The following is a 26,651-nucleotide window of genomic DNA, read 5'->3' as shown; positions in this document are numbered from 1 at the left end:
ATGGAGTTTCGCCGATGACCACCGAATCCGCCAGCAGCCGGGGTCGCGATGAGCGCTCGCGCGAAGAGCAGTCCGGCACCGAAGAGTGCGCGCCTGGCACCTTCGGCATCTTCGACAATCACCACCCGCCGTCCGACGAGCGGATCTCCGACTGTGTGCACTGCGGATTCTGCCTGCCGAGCTGCCCGACCTATGCGCTGTGGGGCGAGGAAATGGACTCACCGCGCGGGCGCATCTACCTGATGAAGCTCGGCAACGAGGGTGCCGTACCCCTCGACGACACCTACGCCAAGCATTTCGACGCCTGCCTTGGCTGCATGGCGTGCGTGACGGCCTGCCCGTCGGGCGTGCGCTACGACGAGCTGATCGAGGCGGTGCGCCCACAGTTGGAGCGCAACCACATACGGGCGCTGTCCGATCGGCTGTTCCGCGAGATGATCTTCCAGCTCTTCCCCTACCCCACACGGGTGCGCGCCGGCATGGTCATGGCGGCGTTGTACCAGCGGGTGGGCGGGCCAGTCCTGCTCGAGCGCAGCGGCGTGCGCAGCCGGTTACCCGCGCGACTACGGGCACTCGAGGAGCTGATGCCGCGGGCGCGGCTGCGGACACTGACCCGGCGGATGCCCTCGTTCATCCAGGCCGAAGGGCCGCGGAGGCGCCGCATCGCGCTGTTGCAGGGGTGCGTGCAGCGAGTGTTCTTCGCCGACGTCAACGCGGCGACGGCACGGGTGTTGGCCGCCGAAGGCTGCGATGTCATCGTGCCCAAGGGGCAGCGGTGCTGCGGAGCGCTGAGCGAACACGCGGGAAGGGAACCCGAGGCATTGGAGCGTGCCCGCCGCACCATTGACGTATTCGAGACATACGACGTCGACGCCATCGTGGTCAACGTCGCCGGTTGCGGCTCCACGATGAAGGAGTACGGCAGGCTGCTGCGCGACGACCCGCAGTATGCCGGGCGCGCCGCCGAGTTCTCGGCCAGGGTGCGCGACATCTCGGAGGTTCTCGCCGAACTGGGGCCTGCGGCGCCGCGGCACCGCATCGATGCCAGGGTCGCCTATCACGACGCCTGTCATCTCGGCCACGGCCAAGGGGTGCGGCTTCAGCCCCGCGCGGTGCTGCGCGCCATACCGGGCCTCGAGGTGCTCGACATCCCCGAAGCCGAGATCTGTTGCGGCTCAGCGGGTATCTACAACATGGTCAATCCGGAGCCGGCAGCCGAACTGGGTCTGCGCAAGATTACCCACGTCATGTCCGTCTCGCCTGACGCGGTCGCCACGGCGAACCCGGGTTGTCTGCTGCAGATGCGCCGATACCTGCCGGGCGAGGTGCCGATGTTCCACCCGATCGAGCTCGTCGACGCATCCATCCGGGGCGTCGACCCCATTCACGCCCATCCGCGAACCGATTCCTAAAGGGGACAGATGTTTACGCAGGAACTCGCGCCCGTTGGCGGCAGCCTCACCGTCTCCGCACTGATCGCTCTGCTGCCGTTGATCACGATTTTCATCCTGTTGGGCGTGCTGCGGATCAAGGCCCACTGGGCTGGCCTGGCCTCACTGGCTGTGGCGATGATCGTGGCGATCGTGGCGTTCGGCATGCCGGTGCACCTGACGCTTCTGTCGGGCACCGAGGGCGCGCTGTTCGGCCTGTTCCCGATCATGTGGATCGTGTTCAACGCGCTGTGGGTGTATCAGCTCACCGTGGTCAGCGGGCGTTTCGAGGACCTGCGTGAGTCGTTCAACCTGATCTCCGAGGACCCGCGCATCATGGCTGTGCTGATCGCCTTCTGCTTCGGTGGCCTGCTGGAAGCGCTTGCCGGCTTCGGTGCACCGGTCGCGATCACCGGCGTGATGCTCATGGCGATCGGTTTCTCCGCGTTCCGTGCCGCCGCGATCGTGCTGCTGGCCAACACCGCGCCCGTCGCATTCGGCGCGATCGCCACGCCCATCCTGACGGCCGCCACGCTGACCCACATACCCGTCCAGGACATCGGCGCCATGGTCGGTCGGCAGACGCCCATCCTGGCGATGTTCGTGCCGCTGATCCTGGTCGGCATGGTCGACGGCAAGCGCGGGATTCGCCAGACCTGGCCGGCTGCGGTCGTCTGCGGCCTCACGTTCGCCGTCGCGCAGTTCGTCAGCTCCAACTTCATCTCCGTCGAGTTGACCGACATCATCGCCGCGCTGGTGGCGGTCGGTGCCACGATCGCGCTGCTGCGGGTGTGGCACCCCGAGGGAACCGAGGAGGCGCTCGCCGACCTGCGCGCCGCGACCGAGGAAGAGGCCGCGCGCACGTCAGGAGACCGCGGCGATTCCGCGGGTGGCGGCTCACCGGTTCGAACTGGCGGGCCTGCCACCGGATCGGCGGTGGTGACGCCGGGGACATCCAGCCGCGAACTGACCACCGGCCGGATAGCCATGGCGCTGATGCCCTACGTCATCATCATCGCGGTGTTCTCGGTCGCCAAACTGTTCGGGCCGGTGAAGAACTTCCTCGTCGGCACCGACTACAAGATCAAATGGCCTGGACTGGACGGCAACGTCCTCAGCGGGGCGGGCAAGCCGATCACGTCGACGGTCTACAACCTGCAGTGGTTTTCGTCGCCGGGCAGCCTGCTGATCATCTGCGGGATTCTGGTGGCCATCCTCTACCGGATCTCGCCGGCCACGGCCCTGCGCGAATACTTCGCCACCGCCTACAAGCTGCGGTTCGCGTTTCTGACCGTGGCATCGGTGCTCGCCCTGGCCTACGTGATGAACCAGTCCGGGCAAACGCTGACCATCGGTAACTGGATCGCGGCGACCGGGGCCTTCTTCGCCTTCCTGTCGCCGATTCTCGGCTGGCTGGGGACCGCGGTCACCGGCTCGGACACCTCCGCCAACGCGCTGTTCGCCACGCTGCAGCAGGCGGCGGCCGATCGAGCCGGTCTCGACCCGACCCTGCTGGTGGCGGCCAACACCAGCGGCGGCGTCGTCGGCAAGATGATCAGCCCGCAGAACCTCACGATCGCCGCGACGGCGGTGGGCATCCTGGGCCGCGAAGGCGACCTGTTCCGCTACGTCATCCGGTGGAGTCTCGGGATGATCCTGTTCATGTGTGTCCTGGTGTTCCTGCAGTCGACCGCAGTCCTGGGCTGGATGCTGATCTGAGCGCGCCCGTCAACGAAGGAGGTTGTATGTCCAGGTATCTGGTGGTGGCCCACGAGACCGTCACCAACCGAGAATTGCTGGACCAGTTGCGCACGATTCAAAAGGACGATGCGCAAGCCGAATTCGTCCTGCTCGTGCCCGCGACACCGGTGCGCCACCTGCTGCGGCGAGGTGATCAGCACGACGCCGAGGTGGTCGCGGGCAGGGTGGCCGAGCGGGCCAAGTCGCTGTTTGCACGGGAGGGTATCCCGTTGTCCGCCAGCAAGATCGGTTCGGCGTCCCCGGTGGACGCAGTTGACGCCGAACTGGGTGCGGACGACGCCGGCTATAAGGCTGTGGTGATCTCCACCCTGCCCAGGGAGAAGTCCCGGTGGTTACGACTCGACCTGCCCCGCGTCGTGGAGTCCCGGCACCGCCTGCCCGTCTACCACGTGCAGGCGCCCGTCGAATGGTCGGCCGGCGAACTGCCGTAGGCAAGCCCGAGGGTATCGGATCGTGCCCCGTCACCGTGCGGGGTCGGAGGCCGCCCGTCGCCCGGGCGGCAGCCAGTCGAAACTGTCGGCGCTCGGCCCGCTGGGCAGGTATTCCAGACCGATCCAGCCGGTGTAGCCGCCGTCGTCGAGTTGGCGCAGGTACGCGCCGATCGGCAGCTCACCCGTTCCCGGCTCGTGTCTGCCGGGCGCATCGGCGATCTGTACGTGCCCGATGCGCGCGAGATGGTCGGTGATGGCCTTGGGCGGATCATCGCCGTTGACCGCCAGGTGATACACGTCGCAGAGGAACCGCAGGTTGGTCGCGCCGGTGACGTTCTCGACACGCTCGATCACCGCGACGGCGTCCGCCGCGGTCAGCAGGGGATAGGCGGGGGCGCCGCTCACCGGTTCGATGAGTACCATCCCGTCGATTCGCGCGGCGGCCGCCGCGGCGAGTCCGAGGTTCTCCACCGCGAGGTCGTCCTGCTGCCCCGGTACCGCGTCGGGAATCCTATTGCCGTACAGCGCATTGAACGCGCGGCAGCCCACCTGTTCCCCGATGGCGACGGTGACGTCGATGTTGTCGCGGAATTCGGCGCTGCGGTGCGGCCACGACACCAGCCCACGTTCGCCGGCGGGCATGTCGCCTGCGAAGAAGTTCAGACCGACCAGCTCTACCCCGGCATCCCGCACCGCGCGTACGAAGGCGTCGACCTCACCGTCGGCCGGCACCGCCACATCCCACGGCCACCAGAATTCGATCGCCGTGAATCCGGCCGCCCGGGCCGCCGCGGGGCGCTCCAGGACCCCCAGCTCTTTGAACAGTATCGAGCAGTTGACGTCGAATCTGGTCATGGAACTCCCCGTCGAGTGTCGGATTGGCTCGTGGTGCCGGATCGCTCGCGGTCAGACGACCAGCCAGATCAACCCGGCCATCGTGAACCCGACGATCGACAGGATGGTTTCCAGGACCGTCCAGGTCATCAGCGTCTCTTTGACGGTCATGTTGAAGTAGCGCGACACGATCCAGAACCCGCCGTCGTTGACGTGGCTGGCGATGATCGAGCCAGCCGACACCGCCACGACGATGAGCGCGATCTGGACGGGCGAATAATTGCCTCCGCTGACCGATGTCTCGATGATGCCCGCGGTGGTGACGATCGCGACCGTCGCCGAACCCTGGGCGATCCGCAGCGCGCAGCTGATCAGATACGCCGACACGATCACCGGTAGCCCGATCGCGGTCATGGAGTCGGCCAGCGCATCGCCGATACCGGTGGCGCGCAACACCGCTCCGAAGAACGCGCCGGCGCCCACCACCAGCAGGATCATGCCCACCGGGCGCAGCGACGCTGCCGAGATCTTGCCGACCTCGGTGGCGGTGAGCCCGCGGCGGATGCCGAGCAGATAGATCGCCAACAGCACGGCAATGGTCAGCGCGATCGCCGGCGTGCCGACGAGGGTCAGCACGGCATGCAGCCTCGAGTCCTGCTCGAGCACGACGTCGGCGATCGTAGCCGCCAGGATGAGGACCATCGGCGCCAGGATGATGAAGGCGATCAGGGACAGCGACGGCGGGTTGACGGTGTCAGCTTCCTCCTCTTCGGGGATGAACTCGTCGGGCACCTCGACCTGGACGCGTTTGCCGATCCAGGATCCCCACACGACGCCGCTGACGAACCACGCGGGGATGCCGCAGGCCAAGCCCATGATGATGATCCAGCCGAGGCTGACGCCCAGCAGCCCCGCGGCGGCGACCGGGCCGGGGTGTGGCGGCAGGAACGCGTGCGTCATGGACAGGCCGGCCAGCATCGGCATCGCATAGAGCACCATCGATTTTCCGCCGCGCTTGGCTGCGACATAGACCAGCGGCGCCAGGATGAAGATGCCGATGTCGAAGAACACCGGGATGCCGAGCACCAGGCCGGTGATGCCCATGGCCAGCGGTGCGCCCTTGGGGCCGAACAGGTTCAGCAGTCGGGTGGTCAGGACATCAGCACCGCCCGAGCGCTCCAGCATCGCGCCGAGGACGGTGCCGAGGCCGATGATCACGGTGATGTGCCCCAGGATGCTGCCGAATCCCTTCTCCAGCAGGGAATCGGCGGCTTTCGCTGGGGTGCCGACCAAATCGACCACCGGGATGCCGGCGATGAGTGCCACCGCGACGCTGACGACGATCAGCGCGATGAACGGTTCGAGCTTGAGTTTGATGATGAGTAGCAACAGCACCGCGATGGATACTGCGGCGAGGGTGAGCAGACCGGCTGTGTCGTGCTGCAGCCAGTTCACGAGGTCGGACATTCGGAACTCCAGGGGTGGGTTGAAGGGTCAGTGTGCGAGCGCGGCGACGAATGCCTGTGCCCGCCCGGTGATGTCGTCCCAGTCGGCGGCGGCGACGCGGTCCGGCGGTTCCACGCTCATTGCACACCCGCCTTGGCGAGGCGCAGTGCCCGCCCCGCCGTCGCGCCGGTCAGTTCACCGTCGTCGAGTGCCAGTTCGCCGCGGACGAACACATGTGTGAAACCGCTTGCAGCCTTGCGTGGTTGGGCATAGGTCGCGTTGTCGACGACAGCGTCGGGATCGAAGAGCACGAGATCGGCGGCGAAGCCGGTGCGCACATACCCCCGGCCGATGAGCCGTAGGCGCGTGGCGGCACGGCCGCTGAGGTGCCCGACGCATTCCTCCAGCGACATCAGGCCCAGATCGCGGCTGTAGTGGCCGAGATACCGGGCGAAGGTGCCCCATCCGCGCGGGTGCGGCTTCGCCCCGACGAGCAGCCCGTCGCTGCCACCGGTATGACGTGGGTGGCCCATGATGGCCTGAACATTCTCCTCGTGGCCGACGTGCTGCAGGATCCCGCTGCCGAGTTCGTCGCGACGCAGGATGTCGACGCAGACGTCGAATGGCTCTCGGCCTTCCTCCTTTGCGATCTGGGCGATGGTCTGCCCGACGTAGCCGTCGAGTTCGCCGTGCTGCACGCCGCTGATTTCGATGGTGTCCCATTCGGCGATCACGCCGTGGCAGCCGTCGGAGCCGGTGACCTCAAGATGTTCGCGAATCCTCGACCGCTCCTGTGGGTCCTCGAGCCTGGCCAGCGTCGCCTCGGTGCCTCCGGCCGACGCCCAGCTGGGAAGGATCGCGGAAAGGGTGGTGGCACCGGGCAGATACGGGTAGGTGTCCAGGCTGATGTCGGCGCCGGCCCGTTCCGCATCGTCCAGTAGCGCGAGCAACTCCGGCGCGCGCCCCTTGTTGGGCCCGAAGTTCAGCGTGGCGTGCGCCAGGTGCAGTGGGCAGCCGGCACGCGTGGTGAGGTCGACCATCTCGGCATACGCCTCCATCGCCCCCGCTCCGTACGAGCGGTGGTGCGGTGAGAAGTATCCGCCGTACCCGGCGACCGTCCGGCACAGCGCGAGGAGTTCGTCGTTGTCGGCGTACATGCCCGGCGTGTAGGTCAGACCGGCCGAAAGGCCAACGGCCCCTTCACTCATCGCCTCAGCGAGCAGACGCTGCATGTCGGCGATCTGGGCCGCGGTGGCCGGGGTGTCGTCCCAGCCGACGACCAGCGCGCGCAGCACGCCGTGCGGTACCAGGTAGGCGACGTTGGTGGCGATACCGCGGTCGAGCCGGTCGAGATATTCGCCGACCGAGCGCCAGTCGAAATCGAAATCCACCGGGTCGGTGTTCCATCCGGCGATCTTGCGCCGCACCACGGCGAGCACCTCGTCGGTGACGGGCGCATAGGAGAGGCCGTCTTGGCCGAGCACCTCCGTCGTGACGCCTTGGGTGATTCGTGACGGATGCTCCGGATTGATCAGGATCTGCAGATCCGAATGTGCGTGCATGTCGATGAATCCGGGTGCGAGCACCAGCCCGGAGGCGTCGATCACCCGGTCGGCGTGCACCCCGGTGTCGTCGTCGCGGATCTCGGCGATGGTGTCTCCGTCGAGCAGAACATGGGCGCGGTAGCGAGGTGCCTCTGTTCCGTCGACGACGGTGGCGGAGCGAATCAGTGTGCGCATGACATTCCCCGGGAATCAGTGGATTTCAGAAGTAGGTGCGGATGAGGTCGATGACGCGGGGGTCGTCCCCGCCGCCGATCACGGGGATCCATCGCCATTTGTCGAAGGCGGTGCAGGGGTGGGAGAGACCCAACCGGATCACCTGCCCGACCCGTAGATCGCTGTCGGGTGGGATGCTCAGGAACGCGTGCTGGTCGTTGACGGCGGTGATCTCCGCGCCCTCGATGGGCCGGGGCGGCGCACCGAGTTGGTCGGCGACCAACTGTGGCACGGGCAGGCCCTCGTCGAACGGCACGTCCCGCTTGCCCGCATCGAGCAGCGCCAGACCCGGTTCGGGGCGCGACACCACCCGCGCCCACGTGTGCATGGCCGAGCGCAACCGGTGGTCATCGCCACCGCGGGCGAACGGGGTGATCTGTGAGTAGAAGCCGTCGTCGTGGATGACGTAGGCGCCCGCGCGGACGACGACGCGGGTGTTGCCGCGCGCGAGGGGCGCCAGCACGTCGGCGACCACATCGAAGTAGGCGCTGCCACCCGCGGTCACATGTATATCGGCGCCAGCGCCGCCGGCGGGATAGCTATCGCGCAGCCGCGTGTGCAGCTCCGCAATGTCCTGCAGGTACCTCCGTACCCGCGACAGCGACGCATCCGACGCGTCGTGGGCGAGCGCACCTTCATAGCCGCAGACGCCCGCGAGCCGCAGCACGGCGCTTTCCGCCACCCGGTGCGCGACCGCGACGGCTTCATCGAGGGTGCGCGCGCCGGTCCGGCCGCCGGGGGCGCCGAGTTCGACCAGCACGGGAATCGGCCGGGTGACCCGTATGCCCGACAGTGCGGCGACCATCGCGTCGACGGTCTGCGTCGAGTCGGCCCAGGTGAGCACCTCAAGGTCGCGGTGCTCGGCCAGTTCGTCGACCAGCCACCGCAACCCCGCCGGGTCGACCAGCGAATTCGCCAGCTGTATCCGCCGGATGCCGAAATGTACAGCCACCCTTAGCTGGCTGTACGAGGCCAGCGTGATACCCCAAGCGCCGCTGCGTATCTGGCGCTCCCATAGGACGGGGGCCATGGTGGTCTTGCCGTGCGGTGCGAGCTCGACGCCGTGTGCGTCGCACCACGCGGACATCGCCGCCAGGTTCTGCTCGATAGCGGAATCGTCGAGGGTCATCACCGGGGTGCTGAACGCCGACAACCGGGGACCGGTCGCCAGGAACTCCGCGGTGCTCAGGCCGGTCGCCGCAGCGGGCAGCGACTTGTCCAGTTCGGACAACGCCGGCTCGGCGGGACCCGGCAACCGCTCGCGTCCCAATGCGGTTTCACCGTGGGTAGTCATCACCGAATCCCGCCTTTCAAGGGGTCTGACACGTCTGAGCTGCAATGTTGCATATAGTGCAATCGCTATTGCATTTTCTGACAGCTCATGTCTAACATTGGTGCGGGATCCGCGTCAATCCCCTGAAACGTGAACGGACTATCGAGGGAAGACTGTGCTGGAAACGAAAACAGTTGTCGGAGGCGGTGTTACGTGCCTCGGAGAACCGCTTGTCCTGGTCTCGCCACGCGAACGACATCTTGCGGGCGCCGAAGCCAACGTCGCTGCGGGATTGGTGGCGTGGGGTGTATCCGCGGCATTCGTCGGACGGCTGGGTGACGACGACTTCGGGACCGTCGTACGCAATGAGTTCGACGCGCACGGTGTCGACATCTCAGCGCTGCAGATCGACGGGTCCCGGCCGACCGGCCACTACTCGAAGCTGACCGATGTCGATGACACGGGCGAGCCCCGCACATCCAGCAGCTACTGCCGTGCCGGCTCCGCGGCGTCGGCGATGACCCCGGCCTTCCTCGACGTTCCCGACGTGGCGTCGGCGCTCGTGCGGGCTTCGGTCGTGCATTGCAGTGGCATCACGGCGGCCCTGTCAGAGAGCTGCCAGGCATTGATGCGCAGGCTGCTCACCGAACGGCCCCGGATTACCGGGTTGGTCAGCTTCGATGTGAACTGGCGCGAGCAGCTGTGGCCCAGCGGCGACCCCGCCGTCGTCGTCGATCTCGCCGACAAGGCCGATCTGGTGTTGGTCGGTGCCGACGAGGCCAGGCGGGTTATGGGCACCGACGATCCGGTAGCGCTGCGGCGGATACTGCCGAATCCGGGGACGATCGTGGTCAAGGACGGCGCGGTGCGCGCGGTGGCGATCGACCCGGATGGCGAGACGATATCGGTACCGGCGCTTCGGGTCGAGGTCGTCGAGCCGGTCGGTGCCGGCGACGCATTCGCGGCGGGCTATCTCAGCGGCGTGGTGTCAGGCGATGACGTTGCGACGTGCCTGCGCCGCGGGCATGTCGGCGCCGCGGCGACGTTGACGGTCCCGCAGGACTCCGCACCGCCCCCACCCGCCGATCTGTTAAGCCAGCTGCTCACCTGTTCAGCGACCGACTGGGCCGCGACGACGGCCACGGCGGCGGGCTTTTCGATACCGGAAGTGGGAGAACACCCATGAGCCAGAGCGTTGCGCGTGCGCTGCACCTGCTGGTGCAACTCGCTGATCGGCCGGCGACCCTCGACGAGCTGGCGGAGTCTACCGGGGTTCACAAGACGACAGTGCTGCGGCTGCTGCGCACCCTGTCCGAGGAGCGGTTCACCTTTCGGGACCAGGCCAACCGCTATCACCTCGGTTCGCGGATCTTCGAGTTGGCCTCGCGCGGAACCGATCAGCGGGAGATTCGCCAGATCGCGTCGCCGCACCTGACCGCGTTCAACCGCGCCTACGGCCGCACCACCCATCTCGCGGCGATGGAGGGCGGTGACATCGTCTACATCGACAAGCTGGAGTCCCACGACCAGATCCGGATGTTCTCCCGAATCGGGATGAGCGCCAACCTGAATTCGACCGCGGTCGCCAAGATCATCCTGGCCGACCTGCCGGACTCCGAACTGCGCCCGATCGTCAAGGCGATGGACTTCAGCCGGCGCACCCCGAACACGATCACCACGCCCGAGGAGTATCTTCGCGAGATCGAGACCGTCCGTGCCCAGGGCTGGGCGCAGGACCGTGAAGAGAACGAAGCCTCGATCAACTGCATCGGCGTTCCCATCCGCGGTGCCTCCGGTCGTGTGGTGGCCGCGGTGTCGGTGTCGGTGCCCGACGTGGTGCTCTCCTTCGATCAACTGCTCGAGCTGCTCACACCGTTGCGGGACGTGGGTCAGCGCATCTCTGAAGACTGCGGATTCCGTCCGCGGTGAACCCGGCCAGGCAACGTCCGACCCGGCAACATCCGATCAAGCAAAGGAGTTCGGTCATGGCCGAATCACAGGTTATCCGCACCGATGGTGCACCGGCACCCGCCCACACATTCAGCCAGGGCATCAGAAAGGGTGGCCTGCTGCAGGTATCCGGACAGGGTCCGATGGACCCGGCGACGAACACCTATATCGGCGAGGGTGACGTGCGGACCCAGACCCGACGAACCCTGGAGAACGTCAAGGCCATCCTGGCCGCCGGCGGCGCCGCCGTGGACGACGTACTGATGTTCCGCGTCTACCTGACCAAGCGCGAAGACTTCGCCGCGATGAACGAGGTGTACGGCGAGTTCATCGAGGAGAACGTCGCCTCCGGCCAACTTCCTTGCCGGACTACCGTATTCGTCGGTCTGCCCCATGCGGTGATGCTCGTGGAGATCGACGCCATCGCGGCGGTGGGTTAGCCTCGCAGGCCTCGGGTCACGCGATTACTGCATTCACGACTTCGCGGGCGGCTTCCTGGACCTGTGCCAGGTGCTCGGGCCCCTGGAAGGACTCCGCGTAGATCTTGTAGACGTCCTCGGTGCCCGACGGGCGTGCGGCGAACCATGCGTTGGCCGTCGTCACCTTGAGTCCGCCGAGCGGAGCGCCGTTGCCGGGCGCGGTGGTCAGTTTGGCGGTGATCGGTTCGCCGGCGAGGTCGGTGGCGCTGACCTGTTCGGGCGACAGCCTGGCAAGCCGGGCCTTCTGTTCCCGGTTGGCCGGAGCGTCGATGCGCGCGTAGGTGGGCGCGCCGTACTTCGCCGCCAGTTCGGCGTAGCGCTGCGACGGCGACTCACCGGTGACGGCCTGGATCTCCGCTGCCAGCAACGCCAGGATGATGCCGTCCTTGTCGGTGGTCCAGGTGGTCCCGTCCTTGCGCAGGAACGACGCGCCGGCAGATTCCTCTCCGCCGAAACCGATTGTTCCGCTGACTAATCCGTCGACGAACCACTTGAAGCCGACCGGTACCTCCAGGAGCGTGCGGCCGATACCCGCGACCACCCGGTCGATGATCGAACTGCTGACGGCGGTCTTGCCGACCGCAATTGTGTCGGACCAGTCGGGCCGGTGGGTGTAGAGGTACTCGATCGCCACCGCGAGGTAGTGGTTGGGGTTCATCAGCCCACCGTCGGGAGTGACGATGCCGTGCCGGTCAGAATCCGCGTCGTTGCCCGTCGCGATCTGGTAGTCGGCGTTCGCGCCGTTCACCTTCTGAATTAGCCCGGCCATCGCGTTCGGCGAACTGCAGTCCATCCGGATCTTGCCGTCCGTGTCGAGCGTCATGAATCGCCATGTCGCGTCCACCAGCGGGTTGACCACCGTCAGATCAAGTTTGTGCGCCTCGGCGATCGCACCCCAGTAGTCGACGCTGGCACCGCCGAGCGGGTCGGCGCCAATGCGCACGCCTTCGGCGCGAATGGCGTGGATGTCCACGACGTTCGGCAGGTCGGACACGTAGGCGTTGAGGTAGTCGTGACGCTGCGCGCTACCCAGCGCCCGCGCCAGCGGTACTCGCTTCACGGCCCTAAGCCCGTCACGCAGAATCTCGTTGGCGCGCTTGGCGATGACGCCGGTGGCATCGGTGTCCGCCGGTCCGCCGTTGGGCGGGTTGTACTTGAAGCCGCCGTCGCGCGGCGGGTTGTGTGACGGCGTGACGACGATCCCGTCGGCCAGGCCACCCCCACGCGAGGAGGATGAACCAGCTGCATCGCGGCCGCGGTTGAACGCCAGAATCGCGTGGCTGACCGCCGGCGTCGGGGTGTACCGGTCGGCCGAGTCGATCATCGCCACCACATCGTTGGCCGCCAGCACCTCCAACGCCGAGACCAACGCCGGCTCGGACAGACCGTGAGTGTCGCGGCCGATGAACAGCGGGCCCGTCGTGCCCTGCGCGGCCCGATACTCGACGATGGCCTGAGTGGTTGCCAGGATGTGCGCCTCGTTGAACGCCCCGTCCAGACTGGACCCGCGATGACCCGACGTGCCGAACGCCACCTGTTGATCGATGTCGTCCGGATCGGGCTGGACGCTGTAGTACGCGGTGACCAGGTGGGCCACGTCGATCAGGTCTTCGGGCCGCGCGGGTTGTCCGGCCCGGGGGTTGGCTGCCATCTCAGGGTCCTTTCTGATGCGCACCGGTGTCTTCGTGGCCGCGAGCCGGCTCACGTTGCCTGGCTGATCAGCGCGAGTTCGTTGTCGGAGGCGAGCAGGTGGTGGTGTGGGAGCACCCTGACGGTGTAGCCGACCGAACCGGCGACGGGGAGCGGTGTTGTGCTGGTGAAGATTTCGGCGCCGCCCTCACCGCTTCCGGTGTGCGTCATGGTCACGATCTGCGGGTCGAGCAGGGAGCTGTCGCTGTCGACCCGCCCGAGGACGGCGTGCACCACGACGTCGTCGGGATCCAGCCCGCCCAGCTGCACCGTGGCGGTCAGTGTCAGGCGGGAGCCGAGCAGGGGAGTGTCGGGCAGCCCGGTGCTGTCGACATCGGTGACCTCCACCTTCGGCCACGCCTCCTGCACCCGAAGGCGGTAGGCGGTCAACTCCTGTGCGGCGCCGAAGGGCCCGCCCGTATTCGGTGCGATGGTGCGGCGCAGCGACTGCGCCGCCGGAGCGTAATAGCGCTCGGTGTAGTCACGCACCATCCGCGACGCCAGCACCTTGGGGCCGAGGGTCTGCATGGTGTGGCGCACCATCTCGACCCAGCGGGTCGGGATTCCCTGGTCGTCGCGCTCGTAGAACTTGGGCGTCACCGAATTCTGCAACAGTTCGTAGAGTGCGGTGGCCTCGATGTCGTCACGGCGGTCCTCGTGCGCCGAACCGTCAGCGGTCGGGATTTCCCAGCCGTTCTCCCCGTCGTACCACTCGTCCCACCAGCCGTCGCGGATGGACAGGTTCAGCCCGCCGTTGAGCGCGCTCTTCATCCCCGAGGTACCGCAGGCCTCCAGCGGGCGCAGCGGGTTGTTCAGCCAGACATCGCAACCCCAGTACAACAGCCGCGCCATCGACATGTCGTAGTTCGGCAGGAACGCGATGCGATGCCGGACCTCGGGCCGGTCGGCGAACCGCACCACCTGCTGGATCAGCGCCTTGCCGCCGTCGTCGGCAGGGTGCGATTTGCCGGCCACGATCAGCTGGACGGGACGGTCCTGATCGAGCAGCAATGCCTCCAGCCGCTGCGGATCACGCAGCATCAGCGTGAGCCGCTTGTAGGTCGGGACGCGCCGGGCGAACCCGATCGTCAACACCTCCGGGTCGAACGCGGTGGCGATCCAACCCAGTTCGGCCTCTGACGCTCCGCGCTCCACCCACGACTCGCGCAGCCGGGCCCGCACGTCGTCGACCAGTAATGCGCGCAAGGCAGACCGGATCGACCACAACCGGCCGGATTCGATCTGCTGCAGCCGCTGCCACAGCTGCGACTCCGACAGCGAATCACCGCCTGCGACGTCACGGGCCAACGAAAGCCATTGCGGCGCCGCCCACGTCGGTGCGTGCACCCCGTTGGTGATCGAACCGATCGGCACCTCCTCGGCGTCGAAACCCGGCCAGCGGCCGTTGAACATCTGCCGGCTCACCCGGCCGTGCAGCAGTGAAACACCGTTCGCGCGCTGCGCCAGCCGCAGCCCCATATGAGCCATGTTGAATTTCGACGGATCGTCCTCGGCGCCGAACTCGATAACCCGGTCCAGCGGCACACCCGCCAACAGTGGGTCGGGCCGTTCGTCGTCGAAGTAGTGGCGCACCAGGTCCATCGGGAACCGGTCGATCCCCGCCGGCACCGGGGTGTGGGTGGTGAACACCGTGCTCGCACGGACCACGGTCAGCGCGGTCTCGAAGTCCAGCCCCGCCGACGCCATATACTCGCGGATCCTCTCCACGCCGAGGAACCCCGCGTGGCCCTCGTTCATGTGGAACACCTCAGGCGCCGGCAGTCCCTCGATCTCGGTGAACGCCCGGACCGCCCGCACACCGCCGACCCCGGCCAGGATCTCCTGTTTGATGCGGTGCTCCTGATCGCCGCCGTAGAGTCGGTCGGTGACACCGCGCATGTCGTGTTCGTTCTCGCCGATATCGGAATCCAAGAGCAACAACGGGATTCGTCCCACTTGGGCTACCCAGACACGGGCGAACAGCTTCCGGCCGTCGGGCATCGCGGACTCGATGAGCACCGCGTCCCCGTCGTGGGTGGTCAGAAGCCGCAGCGGTAACCCCTGTGGGTCCAGCGATGGGTAGGTCTCGTGCTGCCAGCCGTCGGCCGTCAGTGACTGGCGGAAGTACCCGGAGCGGTAGAGCAGGCCGACGCCGATCAGCGGCAGACCCAGGTCGGAGGCCGACTTCAAATGGTCACCCGCCAGGATGCCCAGACCGCCGGAGTAGTTGGGCAGCACCGTGGCCACGCCGAACTCCATCGAGAAGTAGGCGATGCCGGCCGGCATGCTTGCGACGTCCTGCTCCTGGAACCACAACCGCCGGGTCAGGTAGTCGTCCAGGTCGGCGGCCAGCGCATCGAGGCGGTCCAGGAAGTGCTCGTCACCGGCGAGCGAGTCCAGTCGCGCGGGGCTGACCGCACCGAGCAGGGCCACAGGGTCTCCGTGGTGGGCCTCCCACAGCGCGGCGTCGATGCTGGCGAACAGGTCCTGGGTGCGGGTATCCCACGACCACCGCAAATTGTTGGACAGCCGTTCCAGCGCGGCCAGGCGCGGCGGCAAGTGGGCTCGGACGGTAAACCTGCGAATGGCTCTCAAGAGAGGTGCCCTTTCATGGGTGAACGAAACGAACTCGGGCGGCGAACAGCTGTCCGGTCAGTCGGGCACCAGCCACAGCGCTGAGGTTGGTGGCAGCACGAGGACCGCCGAAGCCGGCCTGCCGTGCCAGGGATCCGGGGTGGCTTCCACGCCGCCGAGGTTGCCCGAGCCGGCGCCGTTGTAGACGGTCGCGTCGGTGTTGAGGACCTCGCGCCAGCGTCCCGCCTGCGGAAGACCCAGCCGGTAGCTGGCGTGTTCCGATCCGGCAAAGTTGAAAATGCACGCCATCACCGAGCCGTCACTGCCGAATCGCAGGAAGCTCAGCACGCTGTTGCCCGAGTCGTTGGCGTCGATCCACGAGTAGCCGTCGGGTTTGGTGTCCTGGCTCCACAAGGCCGGGTGCGAGCGGTAGATGCCGTTGATATCGCGGACCATCGTCAGAATCCCTGATGAGAAACTGTTCTCGTCAAGCTGATACCAGTCGACGCCGCGTTCCTCGGACCATTCGGCGCGCTGGCCGAACTCCTGGCCCATGAACAGCAGTTGCTTGCCCGGATGGGCCCACTGGTAGGCGAGCAGGCTGCGCAGCCCGGCCGCCCTGACGTGATCGTTTCCGGGCAACCGACCCCACAGCGTGCCCTTGCCGTGCACCACTTCGTCGTGGCTGATCGGCAGCACATAATTCTCACTGAACGCGTAGAGCATCGAGAACGTCATCTCGTGGTGGTGGTAGCTGCGGTAAATGGGGTCACGGCTGATGTAGTCCAGCGTGTCGTTCATCCAGCCCATGCTCCACTTCATCGAGAAGCCCAGGCCGCCGAGGTTCGTCGGGCGTGTTACGCCGGGCCAGGAGGTGGACTCTTCGGCGATGGTGACGACGCCGGGCGTGAGTTTGTGGACAGTGGCGTTCATCTCCTGCAGGAATTGCACGGCTTCGAGGTTCTCCCGGCCGCCGTAGACGTTGGGTGTCCAGCCGTCGGCCGGTCGGGAGTAGTCCAGGTAGAGCATGGAGGCCACGGCGTCCACGCGCAGTCCGTCGATGTGGAATTCCTGCACCCAGTACAGCGCGTTGGCCACCAGGAAGTTGCGGACTTCGGCGCGGCCGAAGTCGAAAATATAGGTGCCCCAGTCGAGTTGCTCACCACGGCGTGGGTCGGCATGTTCGTAGAGCGGGGTCCCGTCGAACCGGCCCAACGCCCAGGCATCCTTGGGGAAGTGGGCGGGTACCCAGTCCATGATCACACCGATGCCGGCCCGGTGCAGCCGGTCGACCAGATAGCGGAAGTCGTCGGGGGATCCCAGCCTCGACGTCGGAGCGTAGTAGGAGGTGACCTGGTAGCCCCACGAGCCGCCGAACGGGTGTTCGGCGACCGGCATCAACTCCACATGGGTAAAGCCTTGCTCCACAACATATTCGGTCAGCTCGTCGGCGAGTTGGCGATACGACAGGCCCGGGCGCCACGACGTCGGGTGGACCTCGTAGGTGCTCATCGGCTCGAACACCGGATTCAGCGCCCCCCGGCGCTGAATCCAGTCCTCGTCGCCCCAGGTGTAGTCGCTGACGGTGACTTTCGACGCCGTCTGCGGGGGCACCTCGGTCGCGAAGGCCATCGGGTCCGCGCGATCGGTCACCGACCCGTCGGCGCCGTGCACCCGGAATTTGTACAGCCCACCGACGGGGAAACCCGGCCAGAACAACTCCCACACCCCGGTCGAGCCCAGCACGCGCATCGGCGCCTCGTCACCCCAGTGGTTGAACTCGCCGATCAGGCTGACACCCGTGGCATTGGGCGCCCACACCGCGAAGGACACCCCGTCGACGACACCATCGGACGTGGTGAACGACCGCGGGTGCGCGCCCAGTACCTCCCACAACCGCTCGTGGCGGCCCTCGGAGAAGAGATGCAGGTCGATCTCGCCGAGGGTGGGGAGGAACCGGTAGGCGTCGGCAACGGTCGGGCCGAACGTGCCACCGTCGGGAGTGGGATAGCCGGTCTCAAGGCGGTAGTCGATCAGGTCGACGAACGGGACGGCGACGGCGAACAATCCGGATTCGATGTGCTGCAGGGGATACCGCGCGTCACCGATGAGCGCCGTCACCGTCCTGGCGTGCGGGCGGAACGCCCGGATCACCGTGTAGTCGGAGTACTCGTGCGCCCCGAGCACCGCGTGTGGGTCGTGGTGGGTTCCCGACAGCAACCGATGCAGATCGGCAGGGTCGGGGGCCAGGTGACTGCTCGGGGCTTCGGTGTTGGTCATGGTGTGATTCCTCTCACTCGCGGCGCAGTAGTGGGCCGCGCGCATCGGCAGGGATGAGCGGCATGTTCACGATGTGGGCCACCGCTTTGGCAGGATCGATGCGGATGTAATTCGACTGTCCCCATTGATATTCCTCGCCGGTGACCTCGTCGCGCACCCAGAACCTGTCGTGCCACTCCATCCCGAGCGCACCCATGTCCAGCCAGATGGTCGCGTCCTCGGGGCCGAACGCGTTGAGGGTGACGATCACCAGCACGCAGTCCCCGGTAACGGGGTCGAACTTGCTGTAGGCCAACAGCGCGTCGTTGTCGATGTTATGAAACCTGATCGTGCGCAGCTGGCTCAACGCCGGATGTGTGCGGCGGATCTCGTTGAGTCGGGTGAGAAACGGCTCCAGCGACCTGCCGTCCGCGAGCGCGGAGTCGTAGTCGCGTGGGCGCAGTTCGTACTTCTCGGAGTTCAGGTACTCCTCGCTGCCCGCACGAACCGCTTGGTGCTCGAACAACTCGAAGCCCGAATACACCCCCCACACCGGGCTCAGCGTCGAGGCGAGCACCGCGCGGATGGCGAACATGCCCGGTCCCCCGTGCTGCAAGCTCTCGTGCAAGATATCGGGGGTGTTGACGAAGAGGTTCAGCCGTGCCTCGTCGGCGTGCGCGGCGATCTCCTCACCGAATTGGGTGATGTCCCATTTGGCCGTGCGCCACGTGAAATAGCTGTAGGACTGCGTATAACCCAACTTCGCCAGCCCGTACAGCCGTGCCGGGCGGGTGAACGCCTCGGCGAGGAACACCACATCGGGATCGATGTTCTTGGCCTCGGCGATCAGCCATGCCCAGAAGTCCGGGGGCTTGGTGTGGGGATTGTCGACGCGGAAGGTCTTGACACCATGGGCGATCCAGAGTTCGACCACACGCAGGACCTCCGCGTACAGGCCGGCGGGGTCGTTGTCAAAGTTCAGCGGATAGATGTCCTGATACTTCTTCGGCGGGTTCTCGGCATAGGCGATGGTGCCGTCCGGCAATTCGGTGAACCATTCCCTATGGTCTCTGGCCCACGGATGATCGGGGGCGCATTGCAGTGCCAGGTCCAGCGCCACCTCCATACCCAGATCAGTGGTGGCCGCCACGAACTCGTCGAAGTCGTCCATCGTGCCCAGTTCGGGGTGGACCGCGTCGTGCCCACCGTCGGCGCTGCCGATTGCCCACGGGGAGCCGACGTCGCCGGGTTCGGATGTCACCGTGTTGTTGCGACCCTTGCGGTGCACGCTGCCGATCGGGTGGATCGGCGGCAGGTACACCACGTCGAAACCCATCTTGGCGATGCGGGGCAGCGCCTTGATCGCCGTGGCGAACGTGCCGTGCACCGGCGTGCCCTCGGCGTCCCAGCCGCCGGTCGAGCGGGGGAAGAACTCGTACCACGACGCGAACCGCGCCGCCGGTCGGTCGACCCAGACCCCATGTTGGTCGCCGCGGGTGAGCAGTTCCCGCAGCGGATAGTCCGCCAGCAGTTGGGTGATCTCACCGCACAGGGCGGGTGCCGCGCGTCGGGACGGAGGCCCCGGGTCACGCAGCGCCGCAGCGGCTTCCAGCAGCGGATAACGCATTTCTCGTGGAACACCGGCGGCCGCACGCTCTAGTAGCTGCGCGCCCACGAGGAGGTCGTTGGACAGCTCCGCCTCGCTCTGGCCGGCGTCCATCTTGGCGATGACCGCCTTACGCCACGTCGTGATCGGATCCCCCCAGCCGTCCACCCGAAAAGTCCACAGACCGACCGCGTCGGGCGTGAACTGTGTGTGGAACACGTCGGGCGTGCGGCCTGCCGACATCGCCAGCAGCAGCGGTTTTTTGCTCGCCGCGACTGCTTCGTGGTTCTCGATCGGTACGGCCGGAGCACTCGCGCGTATCGGGCCGTCGACCAGCCTCGGGTACGACCTGCCGTGATAGCGGACGACCAGCGTCGCGGCGACGGCATCGTGCCCCTCGCGCCACACCGTGGCGCGCACCGGGACCACCTCTCCCACCACCGCTTTCGCCGGAAACCTGCCTCCGGACACGACAGGTTGAACGTCGTCGATCTCGATGCGACCGCTCAACACACCGTCCCCCCGACCGCGCCGCCAATGCTCGACGCGGCGTCACTGATTTGACATACGCTCGTGCACATCAGCATTCGCCCCCAGTGTGGTGATGTCATCGTCATGACCCGACCGGCACCGCGGCCGGTCGCGCCGTCCTGCGGTAAAGCTCCGCCGTCTTCAGCGCGATATTCGCCCAGTCGAACTCGGAGATCGCGCGTTGGCGGCCGGCCACACCCATTGCGGCTGCTCGTTCTGGTTCGCGGGCCAGCGCGTTGAGCGCGTCGGCGAGCGCCATCGGGTCATCCGGGGGTACGAGCAGACCTGTCTCACCGTCGGCGACGACTTCCGGGATGCCGCCCACACGTGACGCCACGACGGCGCTCCCGCAGGCCATGGCTTCCAGGTTCACGATGCCCAGCGGTTCGTACAGCGACGGGCAAACGAAGGCTGTGGCGTGGCTGAGCAGTTGGATCACTTCCTGCCTGTCCAGCATGCCTTCGATCCAGACCACCCCTGTTCGGGTACGACGCAGGTCGTTGACCAGGTCGGTGACTTCCTTGGCGAGTTCGGGTGTGTCGGGCTGCCCGGCACACAGCACGAGCTGAACGTCCGGATCGAGTTGCGCGGCCGCTCGTAGCAGGACGGGAACGCCCTTTTGGCGCGTAATGCGCCCGACGAAAACGATATTCGGCTGACGGGGATCGATGCCATGGCGCTCGAGCACATCGGTGTTCGGGTCCGGCATGTATTGCCGGGCATCGATACCGTTGTGGATCACGTGCACCTTGTCGGGGTCCACGGTGGGATAGTTGGACAGCACATCTACCCTCATCGCGTCCGAAACAGCGATGACCGCCGCAGCACTCTCCACGGCGGTGCGTTCGGCCCAGCTCGACAGGGCGTACCCGCCGCCGAGCTGTTCGGCCTTCCACGGGCGAAGCGGCTCGAGGGAATGCACGGTTACGACGTGTGGGATGCCGTAGAGCAGCGATGCCAGGTGGCCCGCTGTGTTGGCATACCAGGTGTGGGAATGCACCAGGTCGGCATTGTTCATGTGCGCCACCATCGACAGTTCCGTCGAGATCGTCTGCAGCGCAGGGTTGGTGTTCTGCAGGAGGTCCCATGGCTGGTGCGCCACCGCGGTCGGCCGCGGCGCACCCTGGCATTCCACGGTCAGGTCGACGTAGTTCGCCAGTTCCCTGGCCAGGTATTCCACGTGCACCCCGGCGCCGCCGTAGACCTCGGGTGGGAACTCCCGCGTGCAGAGGGCGACGTTGAGGCGCTCTTCGCCGGATGCAGACATCACGGGGTGACCTCCTGGCTCTTGCCGACGACCGTCACGCCGCCGTCGGATACGACGAATCCCCTGGCCAGATCGTGCTCCTTGTCCACGCCCACCTTCACTCCGTCGGGCACCACTACGTTCTTGTCGATAATCGCGTTGCGGATCACGGCGTTCGCACCGATGACGGTGCTGTCCATGATCACCGAACGTTCCACCGTGGCGTGTTCCTCTACCCGCACGCCGGGCGACAGCACCGATTCGTCCACCAGCGCGCCCGAGACGATGACGCCGTTGGCGACCACGCTGTTGATCGCGCGACCGACCCGCTTACCGTCGTTGTGGACGAACTTCGCGGGCGGGTGCGGCGGGATATGCGTGAGGATGGGCCACTCACTGTTGTAGAGATTGAAAGTCGGCACCACCGCGCAGAGATCCATGTGCGCGTCGTAGTAGGAGTCCAATGTTCCGACGTCGCGCCAATAACCGACATCCGCCGGGTGGGCGCCGGGTACGTCGTTACTCATGAAGTCGTAGACCTGCGCGGTGCCGCGGTCCACCATCATCGGCATGATGTCACCGCCCATATCGTGCTTACTGTCGGCGTCGGCGGCGTCCTTGCGCAACGCCTCGATCAGTACGTCGGCAGAGAACAGATAGTTGCCCATCGAGACGAACGTCTCGTCGGGATTGTCCGGCAACCCTGGTGGATCGGCGGGTTTCTCCAGGAATGCGTCGATCTGCCGGCCGTCAGGGGCTGTCTTGATCACACCGAAGGCGCTGGCCTGCGTGCGCGGCACCCGAATGCCCGCCACGGTGGCCCCCCCACCGCTTTCGAGGTGCTGGGCGATCATCTGCCGCGGATCCATGCGGTAGACGTGGTCGGCCCCGAAAACGATGACCAGTTCCGGCTTCTCGTCGTAGATCAGGTTGAGCGACTGGAAGATCGCGTTGGCCGAACCCGTGTACCACTGGGGGCCGAGGCGCTGCTGGGCGGGCACCGGGGTGACGTAATTGCCGAGCAGATTGCTCATCCGCCATGTCGTGGTGATGTGCCGGTCCAGGCTGTGGCTCTTGTACTGGGTGAGTACGGCGATCCGCAGAATGCCAGCGTTGACGATGTTCGACAACGCGAAATCGATCAGTCGATACAGTCCGCCGAAGGGTACGGCCGGTTTCGCCCGATCCAGCGTCAGCGGGGAGAGACGTTTGCCTTCACCGCCGGCAAGCACAATGCCAAGCACTTTTGGGTCAGCCATCAGCGGCTCCTTCGGGTGAGCAAGTTGGGGACGAATGTGGGGAGGGCAACGGGGGACGAGGGGGGAGGGAGGATGACGGGGGAGGAAGGTGCCACGGCCGACCGCGGCGCACCGGTGATGGTCACCTGAGCATAGGGTCGGCCGCGCGGTATGCCTCCACCTCGGCCATCGTCGGCGCATAGGCGCCCGAGCGGCTGACGGTCAACGCACTGGTGATCACCGCCCGGTGCAGCGTCGGCTGGACATCTGACCAGCTCGTGTCGGCGAGCCGCTGCCGGGCTTCGGGCGATCCGAGTAGACCCGCGTCGAGCAACCCCGAAATGAGGCCTGCCATGAAGGAATCGCCGGCACCCACGGTGTCGCTGACGTTCACTCGAAGCTGATCGAGATGCAGCATGTCGCGGTTGTTGGCCAGCAACGCGTAGGCGCCCCAGGGTCCGCGGGTGACGACCACCATGGCAGGTCCGGCGGATATCCAGTGGCGCATGACATCCTCGATGGGGGTGTCCGGGTACAACCAGCCCAGATCCTCGTCACTGGCCTTCACCACATCGGACAGGCCAACCATGTGCTCGACCCGTTCCATCACGGCGTCGGGCGAATGCATCAGTGCCGGGCGGATATTGGGGTCATACGAGACGGTTCCGTGATCCTTCATCCGGGTTGCCGTGGCGACCACGTCCGCGCCGCCAGGCTCGAGCGTGGCCGCGATACTGCCGGTATGTAGATGGCCGTACTCGGAAAGGTCGGGTACCTGCGGAACTTTCCAGGTCAACTCGAATTCGTATGTGGCGTGGCCCTCGTCGTCGACATGCGCGAATGCGACGGAGGTGCTCTTCGCGGAGTCCGTTCCCGTCACGATCTCAACGCCGGCGGACTCAGCCCACTTCCTGAGTCGATCGCCACGCTCGTCGCGCCCCCAGTAGGCGCAGATACTCGCCCGCTGGCCCAACGTCGCGATGCCTACCGCGACGTTGAGCAGACTGCCGCCGACGTGCTCCTCCGTGGACTCCGGCCGGATGACGACATCGATCAACGCCTCGCCGAGGCTGAGCACGTGGGGGGCCATCAGTGACCCCGAGCGGCCAGCGGGTCACCGGGACCCGCGTCGTGTGTGAGGCCGAGCTTGATTTCCATCTCTTCCAGCGGCACGCCCTTGGTCTCGGGCATGACCTTGAGAACCCAGAGCAACTGGCCGACCATCGCGAAGAAGAAGATGCTGAACGCGACCCCGGCGCCGAACGCACCGATGATCGGTGGGAACGCGAACGACGTGATCGCGGCCCACACCCAGTGGGTCAGGCTGCCCAGCGACTGGCCGCGCCCCCGGATCCGGTTCGGGAAGATCTCGGAGATGAACACCCAGATGACCGAACCCTGCCCGAAGGCATGCGCGGCGATGAACACCATCAGCCCGATCAGGACCAAAACGGCGGACGTGGAGGTGAATTCGCCATCGCGCGCTTTCTCGTAGTAGAACATCACGCCGGCCAGGAAACCCAGCGAGACCAAGTAGCCGAGCGAGCCGACGATCATCAGCGTCCGGCGGCCGAGTTTGTCGATCACCGACAGCGCGGCCATGGTGGTGACGAGGTTCACCGCCCCTACTGCCACGCTCATCCAGTAGGCGGCGCTCGTGCTCGCGCCTGCCTCCTGCATCACCCGAGGCGCGTAGTACAGGATCGCGTTGATACCGGACATCTGGTTGAAGAACGCGATCGCAACCGCGAGCATGATCACCTTGCGGTGCCCACGGGTGAAGAACGGCACCGACGGGGCGTTCTCGGCGGCCGCCAGCGATGCCCTGATTTCCGACATCTGAAAGTCGGCTTCTTCCTGCGTGACGCACAGCCGCTGGCTGGTGGCCTCGGCGGCTTCCCACTGGCCGTCGGCGGCCAGCCAGCGCGGCGTCTCGGGCACCGTCGGAAGAAGCAGCAGGAACACCACTGCGGGAACCACCATCACGCCGAGCATCCAGCGCCAGGCGTTGTCGCCATCGGCGACGGCACGAACAATCGCGTTGGAGGCATAGGCGAGGAGGATGCCGAGCACGATGTTGAACTGCACCAGTCCGACCAGCCTCCCGCGGTGTGCGGGTGGAGCCACCTCGGCCGTGTAGATCGGCGCGCAGACACTGGCCGCGCCCACGCCGAGGCCGCCCAGAAACCTGAAGAACATCAACAGCTCTATGTTGTGGGCAACCGCCGACCCCAGCGCGCCCACCACATACAGGACGCCGATGACGTAGAGCGCCTTCTTCCGGCCGTACCTGTCGGCGGGTTTGCCCGCAGTGAGCGCGCCGACGATCGTCCCGATCAGGGCAGTGGTGACAGTGAATCCCAGCATCGCGTCGCTGAGACCGAACACTTGCTGGATCTGCTCTTCGGCACCGGAGATCACCGCGGTGTCGAATCCGAAGATCAAGCCGCCCAATGCCGCAACAACGGCGCTGCGGATTACGAGAGGTTTCATGGACGACAAGCTAAAACTGTCGTGCACAGTGTCGCAATAGTTTCGGCGAATGCCAAGGAAATATCGTACCTGCTGTGTCGATATCTGTTGTTTTTCATTGGGCGTTACCTGCACCTTTGTTGAATCATGGTCATATCCACACGATTTCTGTGTTGGCTTTGAGATTTGTTGGTAGTTAGCCGATTTCGCGACATCAGCGGTCAGACTGCAAGTTTCACAGATGCGGGATTTGCGACCTGCGGCGAGCGGAGCCCGTCCAAGGGAAGGCGGGTGGAGGAAGATGGGGACTCGCCGGCTCTGCAGTAATATGTTGTAGCACAACAGAATAGAGGTACGGCGTACCCGCCGCGCGGAACATTGTCGCTGTAACCTAGTTGAGGCAGAACAATTTTCGGCTCAACCGGGCCACGCGCGGCGACGATCCACCTGTCGGGTACGCCGGCATCCCAAATACCCCAAGCGGGCGGACGCGGGTGGAACCCGACGACCCTGAGTGCTCACCCCTCGCTGCTGTGGTGTGGTTTATCGATAAAGCAGAGCACGACTAGAATGTCATCTGGCACGGAAAAGTCAAGGAAAATCTTGTGGCAGACAGATCGAGGGTCACCGTCCACGATGTCGCGCGCGCGGCGAACGTGTCGTCCCAGACGGTTTCCAATGTCCTGCACGGTCGCGGGCGCGTCGCGGATTCGACCAGGCAGCGGGTCCTGCAGGTGATCCAGCGGATGGGCTATCGCCCGCACGTCGGTGCGGCCAGCCTGCGAACCCACCGCAGTGAACGCATCGCGCATCCCATCCAGCCGGGTGAACTGGACCCGTCCAACACGATCATGTTGGAGTTCATTCGCGCGCTGACCGCTGCAGCGGGTCGACGCAACCACAACCTGCTACTCGTCGACAGCGCGGGCGATATCGACGAGCTGGTCCGCTCGGGTGCGGTCGACGCCGTCGTGCTGGCCGATATCGTCGTGGACGATCCGCGCGTTTCGACGTTGCAACGGCTCGGCGTTCCATTCGCCTGCTTCGGCCGAATCGAACCCGAGCACTCCAGGAACTGGATCGACATCGACAGCCGGGCAAGCGTCCGCGATCTGACAACACGGCTGATCGGCGCGGGGCACGAGCGACTGGTATTCGTCGGCTACGCGACCGGTAGCCGATGGGACATCGAGCGCGAGGCCGGATTTCGGGACGCGGTCGCGGCAGCGGGGCTGATCGAGCGCGTCCGCAAACCCGCGCTCGACCCGACGGCGGTGCACGAGACGGTCGAGGCGTTGCTGGACGACGAGCCGCGCCCGACGGCCATTGTCACCGGAAGCGATGTGCTCGCCGGCGATGTGTACGTCGCGGCGTCGCGGCGAAGGATCCGAATCGGCGAAGAACTGGCCGTCACCGGCTTCGATGGCGGCGTGGCCGCGCGGCTGCTCAGTCCCTCGCTGACCACCCTGGCCATCCCGCTCGAACGCATCGGCGATTGGCTCGTGGATCGGGCGTTGGCCGAAATCGATGGTGCGACAGACCTTCCCGGTGAGTTGATCAGCGCCGAACTCGTCATTGGCGAAAGCGCCCACCTCGACGAGAGTCAGTGACCGTCTTCGCGACCGCGACGTGCCACCATCGGGCGGGTCCCTGG

At 66.2% G+C, this 26,651-nt stretch carries 19 protein-coding genes; 7 read left to right on the top strand and 12 right to left on the bottom strand.

Features of this window, described 5'->3' with window-relative positions; all coding sequences use genetic code 11:
* Positions 1 to 14 precede the first annotated feature (14 nt).
* Genes ADBZ6K_RS14325 through ADBZ6K_RS14315 form a run of 3 tightly spaced genes read left to right on the top strand, consistent with a single transcriptional unit; the run spans position 15 to position 3,622 of the window.
* Positions 15 to 1,412 carry a (Fe-S)-binding protein gene (locus ADBZ6K_RS14325; RefSeq protein ID WP_526347721.1) on the top strand — a complete coding sequence of 466 codons (1,398 nt, stop codon included), beginning with the start codon at positions 15 to 17 and terminating at the stop codon, positions 1,410 to 1,412.
* A gap of 9 nt (positions 1,413 to 1,421) precedes the next feature.
* The gene (locus tag ADBZ6K_RS14320; protein WP_526347719.1) at positions 1,422 to 3,149 is read left to right on the top strand and encodes an L-lactate permease; all 1,728 of its coding nucleotides are present in this window, start codon (positions 1,422 to 1,424) and stop codon (positions 3,147 to 3,149) included.
* Between the two features lie 26 nt (positions 3,150 to 3,175).
* On the top strand, positions 3,176 to 3,622 hold the full coding sequence (locus ADBZ6K_RS14315; protein ID WP_526347717.1) for a hypothetical protein: 447 nt from the start codon (positions 3,176 to 3,178) through the stop codon (positions 3,620 to 3,622).
* Between the two features lie 30 nt (positions 3,623 to 3,652).
* Here the strand turns inward: ADBZ6K_RS14315 and ADBZ6K_RS14310 are convergent, their stop codons facing one another.
* The 4 genes from ADBZ6K_RS14310 to ADBZ6K_RS14295 all read right to left on the bottom strand — a co-directional run bounded on the left by ADBZ6K_RS14310 (position 3,653) and on the right by ADBZ6K_RS14295 (position 8,974).
* Positions 3,653 to 4,477, bottom strand: coding sequence for a hydroxypyruvate isomerase family protein (locus ADBZ6K_RS14310; protein WP_526347715.1), 825 nt, complete (start codon positions 4,475 to 4,477; stop codon positions 3,653 to 3,655).
* A gap of 51 nt (positions 4,478 to 4,528) precedes the next feature.
* Positions 4,529 to 5,923, bottom strand: a complete 1,395-nt coding sequence (locus ADBZ6K_RS14305) for a GntP family permease (protein ID WP_526347713.1) — start codon at positions 5,921 to 5,923, stop codon at positions 4,529 to 4,531.
* 116 nt (positions 5,924 to 6,039) lie between these two features.
* Positions 6,040 to 7,641: an N-acyl-D-amino-acid deacylase family protein gene (locus ADBZ6K_RS14300; protein WP_526347711.1), complete on the bottom strand. Its 1,602-nt coding sequence runs from the start codon at positions 7,639 to 7,641 to the stop codon at positions 6,040 to 6,042.
* Between the two features lie 25 nt (positions 7,642 to 7,666).
* Positions 7,667 to 8,974: an amino acid deaminase gene (locus ADBZ6K_RS14295; protein WP_526347709.1), complete on the bottom strand. Its 1,308-nt coding sequence runs from the start codon at positions 8,972 to 8,974 to the stop codon at positions 7,667 to 7,669.
* A 154-nt stretch (positions 8,975 to 9,128) separates the two neighbouring features.
* Between ADBZ6K_RS14295 and ADBZ6K_RS14290 the strand changes: the two genes are divergently transcribed.
* Genes ADBZ6K_RS14290 through ADBZ6K_RS14280 form a run of 3 tightly spaced genes read left to right on the top strand, consistent with a single transcriptional unit; the run spans position 9,129 to position 11,343 of the window.
* Entirely contained in the window at positions 9,129 to 10,139 is a 1,011-nt protein-coding gene (locus ADBZ6K_RS14290) for a sugar kinase (protein ID WP_526347707.1), read from the top strand.
* On the top strand, positions 10,136 to 10,882 hold the full coding sequence (locus ADBZ6K_RS14285) for an IclR family transcriptional regulator (RefSeq protein WP_526347705.1): 747 nt from the start codon (positions 10,136 to 10,138) through the stop codon (positions 10,880 to 10,882). Before ADBZ6K_RS14290 ends, ADBZ6K_RS14285 begins: the two co-directional genes overlap by 4 nt.
* A gap of 56 nt (positions 10,883 to 10,938) precedes the next feature.
* Positions 10,939 to 11,343 (top strand): RidA family protein, encoded by a 405-nt coding sequence (locus ADBZ6K_RS14280; protein ID WP_526347703.1) that lies wholly within the window; start codon positions 10,939 to 10,941, stop codon positions 11,341 to 11,343.
* Positions 11,344 to 11,359: 16 nt separating this feature from the next.
* On the opposite strand, the gene pgm is transcribed toward ADBZ6K_RS14280, so the two are convergent.
* The 8 genes from pgm to ADBZ6K_RS14240 form a co-directional block, all read right to left on the bottom strand.
* A complete protein-coding gene (gene pgm, locus ADBZ6K_RS14275) occupies positions 11,360 to 13,033 on the bottom strand; it encodes a phosphoglucomutase (alpha-D-glucose-1,6-bisphosphate-dependent) (protein ID WP_526347701.1) in 1,674 nt (557 codons plus the stop codon).
* Between the two features lie 50 nt (positions 13,034 to 13,083).
* Positions 13,084 to 15,666 carry an alpha-glucan family phosphorylase gene (glgP, locus tag ADBZ6K_RS14270; RefSeq protein ID WP_526347699.1) on the bottom strand — a complete coding sequence of 861 codons (2,583 nt, stop codon included), beginning with the start codon at positions 15,664 to 15,666 and terminating at the stop codon, positions 13,084 to 13,086.
* A gap of 57 nt (positions 15,667 to 15,723) precedes the next feature.
* On the bottom strand, positions 15,724 to 17,925 hold the full coding sequence (gene glgB / locus ADBZ6K_RS14265) for a 1,4-alpha-glucan branching protein GlgB (protein ID WP_526347697.1): 2,202 nt from the start codon (positions 17,923 to 17,925) through the stop codon (positions 15,724 to 15,726).
* 13 nt (positions 17,926 to 17,938) lie between these two features.
* The gene (locus tag ADBZ6K_RS14260; RefSeq protein ID WP_526347695.1) at positions 17,939 to 20,020 is read right to left on the bottom strand and encodes a maltotransferase domain-containing protein; all 2,082 of its coding nucleotides are present in this window, start codon (positions 20,018 to 20,020) and stop codon (positions 17,939 to 17,941) included.
* Between the two features lie 103 nt (positions 20,021 to 20,123).
* Positions 20,124 to 21,308, bottom strand: coding sequence for a glycogen synthase (gene glgA, locus ADBZ6K_RS14255; RefSeq protein WP_526347693.1), 1,185 nt, complete (start codon positions 21,306 to 21,308; stop codon positions 20,124 to 20,126).
* Positions 21,308 to 22,546: a glucose-1-phosphate adenylyltransferase gene (glgC, locus tag ADBZ6K_RS14250; protein WP_526347691.1), complete on the bottom strand. Its 1,239-nt coding sequence runs from the start codon at positions 22,544 to 22,546 to the stop codon at positions 21,308 to 21,310. The genes glgA and glgC overlap by 1 nt, the downstream gene beginning before the upstream one ends.
* Before the next feature lie 121 nt (positions 22,547 to 22,667).
* A complete protein-coding gene (locus ADBZ6K_RS14245; protein WP_526347689.1) occupies positions 22,668 to 23,615 on the bottom strand; it encodes a carbohydrate kinase family protein in 948 nt (315 codons plus the stop codon).
* Entirely contained in the window at positions 23,615 to 25,339 is a 1,725-nt protein-coding gene (locus tag ADBZ6K_RS14240) for a sugar porter family MFS transporter (RefSeq protein WP_526347687.1), read from the bottom strand. The genes ADBZ6K_RS14245 and ADBZ6K_RS14240 overlap by 1 nt, the downstream gene beginning before the upstream one ends.
* Before the next feature lie 263 nt (positions 25,340 to 25,602).
* Here ADBZ6K_RS14240 and ADBZ6K_RS14235 point away from each other — a divergent pair, with 263 nt between their 5' ends.
* Positions 25,603 to 26,607 carry a LacI family DNA-binding transcriptional regulator gene (locus ADBZ6K_RS14235; protein WP_526347685.1) on the top strand — a complete coding sequence of 335 codons (1,005 nt, stop codon included), beginning with the start codon at positions 25,603 to 25,605 and terminating at the stop codon, positions 26,605 to 26,607.
* Positions 26,608 to 26,651: the final 44 nt, after the last annotated feature.

Origin of the sequence: Mycobacterium sp., from assembly GCF_044223235.1 — a bacterium.
Lineage (GTDB): Bacteria > Actinomycetota > Actinomycetes > Mycobacteriales > Mycobacteriaceae > Mycobacterium.
Note: the sequence above shows the minus strand (reverse complement) of the source record. Positions and strands in the feature narration are given on the sequence as shown.

Excerpts from the sequence above, each read along its gene's own strand:
- ADBZ6K_RS14325 (WP_526347721.1), top strand. The coding sequence starts at position 15 with ATGACCACCGAATCCGCCAGCAGCCGGGGTCGCGATGAGCGCTCGCGC.
- ADBZ6K_RS14320 (WP_526347719.1), top strand. The coding sequence starts at position 1,422 with ATGTTTACGCAGGAACTCGCGCCCGTTGGCGGCAGCCTCACCGTCTCC.
- ADBZ6K_RS14315 (WP_526347717.1), top strand. The coding sequence starts at position 3,176 with ATGTCCAGGTATCTGGTGGTGGCCCACGAGACCGTCACCAACCGAGAA.
- ADBZ6K_RS14310 (WP_526347715.1), bottom strand. The coding sequence starts at position 4,477 with ATGACCAGATTCGACGTCAACTGCTCGATACTGTTCAAAGAGCTGGGG.
- ADBZ6K_RS14305 (WP_526347713.1), bottom strand. The coding sequence starts at position 5,923 with ATGTCCGACCTCGTGAACTGGCTGCAGCACGACACAGCCGGTCTGCTC.
- ADBZ6K_RS14300 (WP_526347711.1), bottom strand. The coding sequence starts at position 7,641 with ATGCGCACACTGATTCGCTCCGCCACCGTCGTCGACGGAACAGAGGCA.
- ADBZ6K_RS14295 (WP_526347709.1), bottom strand. The coding sequence starts at position 8,974 with ATGACTACCCACGGTGAAACCGCATTGGGACGCGAGCGGTTGCCGGGT.
- ADBZ6K_RS14285 (WP_526347705.1), top strand. The coding sequence starts at position 10,136 with ATGAGCCAGAGCGTTGCGCGTGCGCTGCACCTGCTGGTGCAACTCGCT.
- ADBZ6K_RS14280 (WP_526347703.1), top strand. The coding sequence starts at position 10,939 with ATGGCCGAATCACAGGTTATCCGCACCGATGGTGCACCGGCACCCGCC.
- pgm (WP_526347701.1), bottom strand. The coding sequence starts at position 13,033 with ATGGCAGCCAACCCCCGGGCCGGACAACCCGCGCGGCCCGAAGACCTG.
- glgB (WP_526347697.1), bottom strand. The coding sequence starts at position 17,925 with ATGACCAACACCGAAGCCCCGAGCAGTCACCTGGCCCCCGACCCTGCC.
- glgA (WP_526347693.1), bottom strand. The coding sequence starts at position 21,308 with ATGTCTGCATCCGGCGAAGAGCGCCTCAACGTCGCCCTCTGCACGCGG.
- glgC (WP_526347691.1), bottom strand. The coding sequence starts at position 22,546 with ATGGCTGACCCAAAAGTGCTTGGCATTGTGCTTGCCGGCGGTGAAGGC.
- ADBZ6K_RS14245 (WP_526347689.1), bottom strand. The coding sequence starts at position 23,615 with ATGGCCCCCCACGTGCTCAGCCTCGGCGAGGCGTTGATCGATGTCGTC.